The 11,174-nt window shown below is 62.4% G+C and carries 8 protein-coding genes; 2 read left to right on the forward strand and 6 right to left on the reverse strand.

Annotated features, from left to right (window positions below):
• Nucleotides 1-71 precede the first annotated feature (71 nt).
• On the reverse strand, nt 72-1,739 hold the full coding sequence (locus ACO6VM_RS19735; RefSeq protein WP_401055839.1) for a putative bifunctional diguanylate cyclase/phosphodiesterase: 1,668 nt from the start codon (nt 1,737-1,739) through the stop codon (nt 72-74).
• Between the two features lie 323 nt (nt 1,740-2,062).
• Between ACO6VM_RS19735 and rep the strand changes: the two genes are divergently transcribed.
• Both rep and xpt read left to right on the forward strand, forming a co-directional pair.
• A complete protein-coding gene (gene rep, locus ACO6VM_RS19740; RefSeq protein ID WP_110992021.1) occupies nt 2,063-4,072 on the forward strand; it encodes a DNA helicase Rep in 2,010 nt (669 codons plus the stop codon).
• Between the two features lie 64 nt (nt 4,073-4,136).
• Complete coding sequence (gene xpt / locus ACO6VM_RS19745) at nt 4,137-4,709, forward strand: xanthine phosphoribosyltransferase (RefSeq protein WP_125466045.1); 573 nt, start codon at nt 4,137-4,139, stop codon at nt 4,707-4,709.
• 100 nt (nt 4,710-4,809) lie between these two features.
• On the opposite strand, the gene ACO6VM_RS19750 is transcribed toward xpt, so the two are convergent.
• The 5 genes from ACO6VM_RS19750 to alr form a co-directional block, all read right to left on the reverse strand.
• Nucleotides 4,810-6,672, reverse strand: a complete 1,863-nt coding sequence (locus ACO6VM_RS19750) for an acetyl-CoA hydrolase/transferase C-terminal domain-containing protein (RefSeq protein ID WP_422403696.1) — start codon at nt 6,670-6,672, stop codon at nt 4,810-4,812.
• A gap of 378 nt (nt 6,673-7,050) precedes the next feature.
• Nucleotides 7,051-8,358, reverse strand: a complete 1,308-nt coding sequence (locus tag ACO6VM_RS19755; RefSeq protein ID WP_422403697.1) for a hypothetical protein — start codon at nt 8,356-8,358, stop codon at nt 7,051-7,053.
• Between the two features lie 361 nt (nt 8,359-8,719).
• Nucleotides 8,720-9,124 carry a c-type cytochrome gene (locus ACO6VM_RS19760; RefSeq protein ID WP_110992137.1) on the reverse strand — a complete coding sequence of 135 codons (405 nt, stop codon included), beginning with the start codon at nt 9,122-9,124 and terminating at the stop codon, nt 8,720-8,722.
• A 154-nt stretch (nt 9,125-9,278) separates the two neighbouring features.
• Nucleotides 9,279-9,827 (reverse strand): cupin domain-containing protein, encoded by a 549-nt coding sequence (locus tag ACO6VM_RS19765; RefSeq protein ID WP_110992018.1) that lies wholly within the window; start codon nt 9,825-9,827, stop codon nt 9,279-9,281.
• A gap of 108 nt (nt 9,828-9,935) precedes the next feature.
• Nucleotides 9,936-11,009 (reverse strand): alanine racemase, encoded by a 1,074-nt coding sequence (gene alr / locus ACO6VM_RS19770; protein WP_401055843.1) that lies wholly within the window; start codon nt 11,007-11,009, stop codon nt 9,936-9,938.
• Nucleotides 11,010-11,174 lie beyond the last annotated feature (165 nt).

Genomic DNA, 11,174 nt, shown 5'->3' on the forward strand with positions numbered 1-11,174 from the left:
GGTGGGGGGGGGGGAGCACCTGTCCCCTGGGGTGGGTGGGGGGGGGCGCTTCTCCCCCCCGCGATTGCGGTTCAGAGGACTTCCACCCGCTTCGGCTTCTCGATCTGCAACAGGTACTCGATCAACTCCGCCACCGGCAGCGGCCGGCTGACCAGGAAGCCTTGCACCTGATCACAGCCGAACTCACGCAGCAACGCCATCTGCTCCTCGCTCTCGACCCCTTCGGCCACCACCTCCAGGTTGAGGTTGTGCGCCAGGTTGATCATCGCGTGCACCAGCTTGCGATTCTCTTCGCGCTGCTCCATGCCGCCGACGAAACTGCGGTCGACCTTGAGCAGGGTGATCGGCAGGCTGTTGAGGTGCACGAACGAGGAGAAGCCCGTGCCGAAGTCGTCCAGCGAGAAACGCACACCGAGGCGCCCGAGGGCATCCATGGTCTGGCGCACCAGCTCATTGCGGCGCATCACCGCCGTTTCGGTCAACTCGAATTCCAGCCAGCGCGCATCGACGCCATGCTCGACGATCAGCCGGCTCAGGGTGGCCAGCAACTGGCTGTCCTGGAACTGACGGAAGCTCAGGTTGACCGCCATGTGCAGCGGCGCCAGGCCGCGTTCGCGCAAGGCCTGCATATCGCTCAGGGCACGGGAGATCACCCAGTAGCCCAGCGGCACGATCAGCCCGCTCTGCTCGGCCAGCGGCACGAACTCGCTGGGCGGCAGCAGGCCGCGCTCCGGGTGGTTCCAACGCACCAAGGCCTCGAGGCCGACGATACGGCCGTCGGTGAGGTTCAGCCGTGGCTGATAGTGCAGTTCCAGCTCGTCGCGGCGCAGGGCGCGGCGCAGCTCGCTTTCCAGGTCGGCGAGGCTGCGGGCGTTGCGGTTGATGCGCTCGTTGAACACATGGAAGGTGCAACCCTGGCTGCCCTTGGCCTGGCGCATGGCGATGTGCGCATGCCACATCAGCGGGTCGGCGCCGGCCTGGGCGCGGGAGTGGGCAATGCCCAGGCTGCAGCCGAGCAGCAGGCTTTCGCCGTCGATCCAGTAGGGTTCGGTCAGGGCCTCGGTGATGCGTTCGGCGATCCATTCGGCGCGGTTGGCGTCACGCCGGGTGTCGATCAGCAGGGCGAACTCGTCACTGCCCAGGCGCGCCAGCTGGTCGGTGGCTTCGAGCTGGCTCTTGAGCCGTGCCACCACCTGCAGGATCAGGCGATCACCGCCCTGGTGGCCGAGGGCATCGTTGACGTGACGGAAGTTGTCGAGGTCGAGGTGGCCCAGGGCCAGGCCGCGGCCTTCGTTTTCGGCCAGGCGCGTGGTCAGCAAGGCCTGGAAGCCCTGGCGGTTGGCAATGCCGGTCAGCGGGTCCTGCTCGGCCAGCCGCTGCAAGGTGGCGACCAGTACGCCGCGTTCGCGCACATGGCGCAGGGAGCGACGCAGGGCGTCGGTGCCCAGCTGCGCCAGCACCAGCCAGTCGCTGACGCCCACCGGTGTACCCGCTGGTTCCTGCTCGAGCAGCAGAATGGTCGGCAGCTCGCAGCGCCCCGGGGCCGGCTGCAACTCGGGGGTGGCCAGCACCACGGCCTGGCGGTCGTTGGCGAACAGGCTGTCGACCGCTGCCCAGTTCGGCGCGGTCAGCAGCACCGCACTCCCACCCAGAGGCTGCAGGCATTCGCGCAAGCGTGCGGCCCATTCCGGCTCATCGGCCAACAGCAGCAAACGCAGGGGTTCGGCGGGCGTGGACAAGCGGGCTCCTTAGGCGTGGACGGTGGAACGGCGGGGGCGGTGTATCCTACCGCAACAAATGAAAATGATTTTCACTTTTAGTCATGGTCGTCGCTGACCAATGCCCCGTCGCATTTTGACGTGCATCCTGCGCGAAACCCGCGCAACCGGCAAACAGGATTTCGGGGATTTGCATGGCGGTTGCAGGTATTGCCCTGCCAAGCCGTGAAAAACCCCGCCTGGCAGGCGGTAAAAGGTTGACTCACACGTCAGACGGTCGCGCCACAAACCCTGGATGCCTGTTAGAATGCGCGGCTATTTTCTGGCGACCCCCGGTTTCTAGCATGTCCCGACTCAATCCCCGGCAACAGGAAGCCCGAGACTACGTTGGCGGCCCTCTTTTGGTGCTCGCTGGTGCAGGCTCCGGCAAGACCAGCGTGATCACGCGCAAGATTGCCCACCTCATCCAGAACTGCGGCATCCGTGCCCAGTACATCGTGGCGATGACCTTTACCAACAAGGCCGCGCGCGAGATGAAGGAGCGTGTCGGCACCTTGCTGCGTCCGGGGGAAGGCCGTGGCCTGACGGTGTGCACCTTCCACAACCTGGGCCTGAACATCATCCGCAAGGAGCACGAGCGCCTGGGCTACAAGCCGGGGTTCTCGATCTTCGACGAGTCCGACATCAAGGCGTTGCTGTCGGACATCATGCAGAAGGAATACTCCGGCGACGACGGCATCGACGAGATCAAGAACATGATCGGTGCCTGGAAGAACGACCTGATCCTGCCGCCCGAGGCGCTGGAGAAGGCGCGCAACCCGCGCGAGCAGACCGCCGCCATCGTCTACACCCACTACCAGCGCACGCTCAAGGCGTTCAACGCGGTGGACTTCGACGACCTGATCCTGCAACCGGTCAAGCTGTTCCAGGAGCACCCCGAAGTGCTCGAGCGCTGGCAGAACCGCGTGCGCTACCTGCTGGTGGACGAATACCAGGACACCAACGCCAGCCAGTACCTGCTGGTGAAGATGCTGATCGGCATGCGCAACCAGTTCACCGTGGTGGGCGACGACGACCAGTCGATCTACGCCTGGCGTGGCGCGCGGCCGGAGAACCTGATGCTGCTCAAGGAGGACTACCCCTCCCTGAAGATCGTCATGCTCGAACAGAACTACCGCTCCACCAGCCGCATCCTGCGCTGCGCCAACGTGCTGATCGCCAACAACCCCCATGCGTTCGAGAAACAGCTGTGGAGCGAGATGGGCGTGGGCGACGAGATCCGCGTGATCCGCTGCAAGAACGAGGAAGCCGAGGCCGAACGCGTGGCCATGGAAATCCTCACCCTGCACCTGCGCACCAACCGCCCGTACAGCGACTTCGCCATCCTCTATCGCGGCAACTACCAGGCCAAGCTGATCGAACTGAAGCTGCAGCACCACCAGGTGCCGTATCGCCTGTCCGGCGGCAACAGCTTCTTCGGCCGCCAGGAGGTCAAGGACCTGATGGCCTACCTGCGCCTGCTGGTGAACCCGGACGACGACAACGCCTACCTGCGGGTGATCAACGTGCCGCGCCGCGAGATCGGCTCGACCACCCTGGAAAAGCTCGGCAACTACGCCACCGAGCGCGGCGTGTCGATGTACGCCGCCAGCGAGGAGCTGGGCCTGGGCGAGCACCTGGACGCGCGCTATACCGAGCGCCTGCAGCGCTTCAAGCACTGGCTCGACGGCGTGCGCCACAAGGTGGCCCTGGACGAGCCGATCGCCGCGCTGCACGAGATGATCCGCGACATCGACTACGAGAACTGGATCCGCCAGCAGACCGCCAGCGACAAGGCGGCGGAGTTCCGCATCAGCAACGTCTGGTTCCTGGTCGAAGCGCTGAAGAACACCCTCGAGAAGGACGAAGAGGGTGACATGACCATCGAAGACGCCATCGGCAAGCTGGTGCTGCGCGACATGCTCGAGCGCCAGCAGGAAGAGGAAGAGAACGCCGAGGGCGTGCAGATGATGACCCTGCATGCCTCCAAGGGCCTGGAATTCCCCTACGTGTTCATCATGGGCATGGAGGAGGAGATCCTCCCCCACCGCTCGAGCATCGAGGCCGATACCATCGAAGAGGAACGCCGCCTGGCCTACGTGGGCATCACCCGCGCGCGCCAGACCCTGGCCTTCACCTTCGCCGCCAAGCGCAAGCAGTACGGCGAAATCATCGACTGCACGCCGAGCCGGTTCCTCGATGAACTGCCGCCGGACGACCTGGCCTGGGAAGGCCTGGACGATGCGCCGGTCGAAGTCAAAGCCGCGCGGGGCAACAACGCGCTGGCCGATATCCGGGCCATGCTCAAACGCTGATCAACCATTACTCTTTAACTTTGCCGCTATTTGCGGCCACCTTTGCTACATCGAGGAAAACAAAGTGGAAGCACTGCATCAGAAGATTCGCGAAGAAGGCATCGTGCTTTCCGACCAGGTTCTCAAAGTCGACGCGTTTCTCAACCACCAGATCGACCCGGCGCTGATGCAGCTGATCGGTGACGAGTTCGCCCGTCTGTTCGCCGACTCGGGCGTGACCAAGATCGTCACCATCGAAGCCAGCGGCATCGCCCCGGCGGTGATGACCGGCCTGAAACTCGGCGTGCCGGTGATCTTCGCCCGCAAGCACCAGTCGCTGACCCTGACCGAGAACCTGCTGACCGCCTCGGTGTACTCCTTCACCAAGCAGACCGAGAACACCGTGGCCGTCTCGCCGCGCCACCTCAACAGCAGCGACCGCGTGCTGGTGATCGACGATTTCCTGGCCAACGGCAAGGCGTCCCAGGCGCTGATCTCGATCATCAAGCAGGCCGGCGCCACCGTGGCGGGCCTTGGCATCGTCATCGAGAAGTCGTTCCAGGGCGGCCGTGCCGAGCTGGACAGCCAGGGCTACCGCGTTGAATCGCTGGCGCGGGTGAAATCGCTGGAAGGTGGCGTGGTTTCGTTCATCGAGTGATGGCCCCGTGGGAGCGGGCTTGCCCCGCGATAGCGTCAGTGCGGACAACATCGTCGCCTGATCTGACGCCATCGCGGGGCAAGCCCGCTCCCACGTTCCGCTATTGCCTGGAGGCCTTGAGGCCCGCCAGCAACAACCGCTGGTACAGCTCTTCCTTCAGCCCCTTCGGCTGATCCAGATGCATGCGCACCAAGTGCGCCTCGTACCCCTCAGGCCCTGGCGCATCCAGTGCCGCCTTGCCCAGTTCCAGCACCTCGCTCAGCTTGAACTTGCTCTTCAACCAGTTCAGCGCCCGCAGCAGGTCGCGCTCCTGGGCCGTGAAATCGCTGCCCAGCGGGTACTCCGGGAACAACCGTGCATGCCGCGCACGGATCGCCTCCAGGCGCTCGGGGGTGTTGTCGCGGTAGCGCTCGTCGAGCGCGAAGTCCTTTGCCAGCTTGCCCGCCGCCTTGGCCTGCTCCATCAGTTCAGGCTGGAAGCGTGAATCACTGATCGCCAGCAACCGTGCAATCACCTCACTGTCGGTTTGCCCGCGCAGGTCGGCGATGCCGTACTCGGTGATCACGACATCACGCAGGTGCCGAGGAATCGTGCAGTGGCCGTAGGTCCAGTACAGGTTGGAGCTGACCTCCCCACCCGCCTCGCGCCAGCTGCGCAGCAGCAGGATCGAGCGCCCGCCCTCTAGCGCATGACCCTGGGCGACGAAGTTGTACTGCCCGCCCACACCGCTGAGCACCCGGCCATCCTCCAACTGGTCGGCCACACCGGCGCCGAGCAGGGTCATGCCGAACGCCGTGTTGATGAAGCGCGCGTCGCGGCGCTGGCGGCGCTTCAGGTCTTCCTGGCCGTAGAGCTCGTTGATGAAGCTGATGCGGGTCATGGCGAACTGCGCGCGCTGCGCCAGCGGCATCTCGCGCAGGCGCTGGTAGAACGCCTGCGGGCCGAGGAAGAAACCACCATGCACCAGTACGCCCTGCTCGTCCGCCGGGCGCCGCACCACGCCGGCCTCGGCCAGGGCCAGCAGGCCGCTGACGAACATCTCGCTGCAGCCGTACAGGCCCTGGGCGAAGGCATCCAGGCCCCCTTCCCGCTCGATCAGCGCTTGCCACGGGCCGATGTCCAATGCCTCGAGCAGGGCCCGGTAACCGTCGTTGTCACCCTGGCGCGCCAGCAAGGCGGCCGCCACGGCATCGCCCATGGCGCCGATGCCGATCTGCAGGGTGCCGCCGTCGCGCACCAGGCTGCTGGCATGCAGGCCGATGCAATGATCCTGGGTGGAAACCGGCATGTTCGGCGTGGAGAACAACCGGCGTTGCTCGGGTTCGTCGATCAGCAGGTCGAAGTCGGTAATGGCCAGCTCCGAGTCGCCGGGCATGTAGGGCAGTTCGCTGTGCACCTGGCCGAGCAGCAGGATGGTTTCGCCGGCCGCGCGGCGCTTTTCGATCATCGGCAGCAGGTCGAGGGTGATGTCGGGGTTGCAGGCCAGGCTGAGGTGATCCGGGCGTTCAGGCGTGGCGGCCACCAGCTGCGCTACCAGGTTCAGGCCCTTGGCGTTGATGTCGCGGGCGGCGTGGCTGTAGTTGCTGCTGATGTAGTCCTGCTGTGCCGAGACGCTGTGCAGCAGGCTGCCCGGCTGCATGAAGAACTGCTCGACGCGGATGTTCGGCGGCAGGCTGTCGGCGCGCAGGTCGGCGACGTAGGTGAGCTCTTCGTAGTCGGCGAACACGCGCTCGACGAAGGGTTCGAGGAAGCGCCGTTGCAGGCCATCGCCCAAGGGTGGGCGGCCGAGGGACAAGGCGGTGTAGATCGTCAAGCGGCGCTGCGGCAGGTCGCGCACCCGGGCGTACAGGGCGTTGACGAAGGCGTTGGGTTTGCCCAGGCCCAGGGGCAGGCCTACATGGATATGGGCAGGAAGGCGGGTCAGTACTTGGTCGACGGCCTGATCGATCGAGCAGAGAAACATCATCGCCTCCTGAGCCACTCATGAGTTCAGTGGGTTGGACAAATGGCGGGCTCGTTGGTTGCCTTCACACGCTCAGAGTCTGAGTGCCTGGACAATCAGGTGGCGCGAAGCTTAACGCGCACGCCGCGAGATTACTCACGCGCCTATGCATTAGCGATGGCTGATCAGATCGAAAAAGGTGAAGTCAGCTCATGGGTATGGGTGAAGTGCACGCGTAGTACTGGAGGCCGGATTGAATACATCCGGCCTCCAGAGATTTACCACTCGTTGGTAGACAAATTACCGTTGCTCCAACGTTGAGCAGAAATACCGCAAACCGCACAGACAACAGATGTCGTGCAAGAATGAAATCGTGAGCCGCAATACTTCATCAGCCTTTCACGACGTTGCGACAGCGACCACCGCCGCAACACCATTCCTATTACACGCCACCAACAATGAGCCACGGGACGTTAGTGTGGGCGGCATAGAAAATGTCGTAAATGTGTGCGAGGGCATACCGTATCCATACTCAGCAAAAGAATAATCCAACTCTCCCGACTCAGCCCGATAACAACCCAACATCGGAGAACGGTAAACGTCCGATCCCCCACAATAAATTCTATCCCCCGCCATCGTAGCAGCGCCCCATTGGGATTCTAGCTTGGGAACAAACAATGTCGTGAAACGCTTTGTGATTTCTCCGGCCTCATCGATAGCCCATACAGTCGCAGCTCCGCGACGTGGATCATCAACCTGAACATAGCCCAGTACCCCGAGACTATTATCGGAATGTAGCGCACACCCCCTGGCAATGAATCCCTCAAGCTCAACTTTACCCGCACTGCCATAACTGAGGTCGACATCACCCGTTAATTTGAATGCGCGGACAACAGACCATTCAGCATCACCAGGCGAGGCGAAAACGCCTACTAGCCGTGCTCCGTGCACAACAAGTTCTATCAACATTCTCCCATATGAAAGCTCATCGTGATTTCCTATAATTACGCCACCATGAGTACCAAACTTCTCATCGATCGCTCCGTCCGCATCGAGTCGCACTATCAGGCTTGCCTGCTTGACCTCAGAGGTAAGGTAAGCGATCAGGTAGCAACCTCCGTAGGGGTCGAAGACCGCCCCTGTGCAGGAGACCCGTTCAAACTCTGGATTTTGAGGAATGAAATGCGAAGCCAACAACCCATCTACATTCAGCACTCCTTGATCTCCAAAGGTATCATCCAGCCTCCCCGCGCCATCCATACATATCAAGTAAGCGACTTGTTGAATATAGCTTCCATCAAACCACGCGGACAATGCATACGTGACTAATCTTCCTTTAGCGTCTATGAACGTCGACCTCGGGACAGTATAGCCTTTCGAGTCCAATTGAATGGTCAAGCTACCTCCTGTACCAAATGACTGCTCAACCACCCCCTTTTCGTCAAACATCGTAAACCCGGCTTTTCGCGAGAGACCACTAATAATATAATTATAATAACTAACGACATAGCTACCTTTACCTGCAGGGTAAGGTATCAGTGTCAACGCGTTTCCAGCGGGAACACTATCGATTTCAAACGACTTGACACCGGATTCGGCGAAACGCTTGTCCAGGCCCAGGTCGGGGATAGGAAGACCCGCTTCAGACGCGTTGGTCGAATTCGTATAAGTGCCAAAGTACAATGCTTCTTCTTCGATATTTTTCATGAGATCTATCCTGTTAAAAAGAGCGTCATTACTGGGCGTAGTGTTCACTCCTAGGATAAGAACTTATCAATACGAAACGGTTTACTCCAGGAGTAAGGGGCACGGACTTAGCATTCTTGCAAGCGTTCATTTACTTAAGCACACTTCCCTGATTGCCTAGTCCTGCTTCATGCAGTCGCACTACAACCTGATTGAAACGCTGTTCAAAAAGCTGCGCAACTGTCAAAAATGCCAGTTGTTATTGAGCACTGCTTGAGGCGGATAGTGACTTACAGCTAAAGGGGGCATGCCAGTGAATAATGGTTCAACCGGAAAAGAGAAAGCCCGCCATGCGGCGGGCTTTCGGTAATTCAAGCAGCGTTCAGAGCCCGGACATCTTCTTGATGGCCCCCTTCAGGTCATCATCCGAGCAATCCGCGCAGGTGCCCTTCGGCGGCATGGCGTTGATCCCGGTAATGGCCTTGGCCAGGATGCCGTCGAGGCCGCCCTGGTGGTCGGCGCGTTCTTTCCAGGCCGCGGTGTCGCCGATTTTCGGCGCACCCAACAGGCCGCTGCCATGGCAGGCGTTGCAGTGCTTGGCGATGATGTCGTCCGGCGTCTTGGCACCGCCGCCGCCAGCGCTGGCGACCACTTCCATGCCTTTGCATTCCTGGCCCTGGACGCAGACTTGCCCAACCGGCGCCAGGCGCTTGGCGATCTCGTCGTTGGTCGCAGCGGTTGCGCTCATTGCCCAAAGGGCGAATACGGCTGCTGGTACGGCCAGCATCTTCTTGATTTGGTTCACACGTACACCCTCATGGTGGCTAATCACGCTCGCGGCCACGGTATAGCGAGCGTTGAAAAGTATAGCGGCACTCCTGAAAGCGTGGAACGACCACACCCGGGGAAAGGGTATTGGCGAATCAATGCACTGCGCTGGATCAAAAGTTCGACGGGGTGGCCGCGCTGATCAACCGGGCTGGCTCTGCGAACGGGTTGCGGAAACGGTGCGGGCGGGTGCTTTCGAAGTAGTAGCTGTCGCCGGCTTCGAGGATGAAGATTTCGGTGCCGACCACCAGTTCCAGGCGGCCTTCCAGGAGGATGCCGGTCTCTTCGCCGTCATGGGTGAGCATCTCTTCGCCGGTATCGGCGCCGGGCGGGTAGACCTCGTTGAGGAAGGCGATGGCACGGTTGGGGTGCGACTTGCCGACCAGCTTCATGGTCACCGCGCCGTCGGAGATGTCGATCAGCTCGTGGGCCTTGTAGACGATCTGCGTCGGGCTTTCCGGGGCCAGTTCGACCGAAAAGAACTCGACCATGGACATGGGGATGCCACTGAGCACCTTGCGCAGGGAGCTGATGGAGGGGCTCACACTGTTCTTCTCGATCATCGAGATGGTGCTGTTGGTCACCCCGGCGCGTTTGGCGAGTTCGCGCTGGGACAGGCCCTTGAGCTTGCGGATGGCTTGCAGTCGTTCACCGACGTCCAAAGCGTGGGCCTCCAGGAAGGGGTCAGGTGGGGGATGTGTGAACGATATGATGGCAATGCCGTTCAGTATTTACAACACACCGCCCCGCAGCCTGTCCGCTTCGGCGCCTTATTCGCCGATATAGTCCCGCGGCACGCGCTTTAAGTTGCAGAAGATCTGGTACGGGATGGTACCGGCCTGCAGCGCCACGTCGCTGGCCAGCACCTGCTTGCCCCACAGCTCGACCGGGCTGCCGACGGTGGCCTCGGGCACCTCGGTGAGGTCGATGCAGAGCATGTCCATCGACACCCGGCCGATCAGCTGGGCGCGCTTGCCGGCGACTACCACAGGCGTGCCGGTCGGTGCCTGGCGCGGATAGCCGTCGGCATAGCCCATGGCGACTACGCCGACCCGGGTCGGGCGAGGGCTGACGAACTTGGCGCCATAGCCCACCGGCTCACCGGCCGGCAGTTCGCGCACACTGATCACCCGCGATTGCAGGGTCATCACCGGTTGCAGGCGGGCGGCCTGGGCCTGCTCCACCTCGAACGGGGTGGCGCCATACAGCATGATGCCCGGCCGTACCCAGTCGCTCTTGATGTTCGGCCAGCCCAGCACCGCCGGCGAGTTGCGCAGGCTGCACTCGGCGCTAAGGCCCTGGCGGGCAGCTTCGAACACCGCCACCTGCTGCTCGGTGGCCGTGGCGTCGAGCTCGTCGGCGCGGGCGAAGTGGCTCATCAGCACGATGCGCGACACCTTGCCGCTGGCCAGCAGGCGCTGGTAGGCGTTGTGGTAGTCCTTGGGGTGCACGCCGACCCGGTGCATGCCGGTGTCCATCTTCAGCCAGATGGTCAGCGGCTTGTGCACGGAGGTCTTTTCCAGCGCTTCGAGCTGCCACAGCGAATGCACCACGCACCACAGGTCGTGCTCGGCGATCAGTGCCAGCTCGCTGGCCTCGAAGAACCCTTCGAGCAGCAGCACCGGCGCCTTGATGCCGGCCGCGCGCAGCTCCAGAGCTTCCTCGATACAGGCCACGGCAAATCCGTCGGCCTCGGTTTCCAGGGCCAGGGCACAACGCACCGCGCCATGGCCGTAGGCGTCGGCCTTGACCACGGCCAGGGCCTTGGCACCGGTCAGCTCACGGGCCAGGCGATAGTTGTGACGGAGGGCTTGGAGGTCGATCAGGGCACGGGCGGGGCGCATGGCGGCAGCCTTCTGGCAGTTCTGGTTATGTAGAAATCCCCGGCGCGGCAGATGGGGGTAGGTACCCACCGCGCCGGGGTGAGGGAACAGGTCAATCGGTTTCGGGCCTCATCGCGGGGCAAGCCCGCTCCCACCGGACCTCGACAGTATTCGTGGGAGCGGGCT

It is taken from the genome of Pseudomonas sp. GZD-209, assembly GCF_049310485.1.
Lineage (GTDB): Bacteria > Pseudomonadota > Gammaproteobacteria > Pseudomonadales > Pseudomonadaceae > Aquipseudomonas > Aquipseudomonas sichuanensis.

What these genes read in the sequence shown, in the direction of transcription:
- rep (WP_110992021.1), top strand. Translation starts at nt 2,063, where the DNA reads ATGTCCCGACTCAATCCCCGGCAACAGGAAGCCCGAGACTACGTTGGC.
- alr (WP_401055843.1), bottom strand. Translation starts at nt 11,009, where the DNA reads ATGCGCCCCGCCCGTGCCCTGATCGACCTCCAAGCCCTCCGTCACAAC.
- ACO6VM_RS19755 (WP_422403697.1), bottom strand. Translation starts at nt 8,358, where the DNA reads ATGAAAAATATCGAAGAAGAAGCATTGTACTTTGGCACTTATACGAAT.
- ACO6VM_RS19750 (WP_422403696.1), bottom strand. Translation starts at nt 6,672, where the DNA reads ATGTTTCTCTGCTCGATCGATCAGGCCGTCGACCAAGTACTGACCCGC.
- ACO6VM_RS19760 (WP_110992137.1), bottom strand. Translation starts at nt 9,124, where the DNA reads ATGCTGGCCGTACCAGCAGCCGTATTCGCCCTTTGGGCAATGAGCGCA.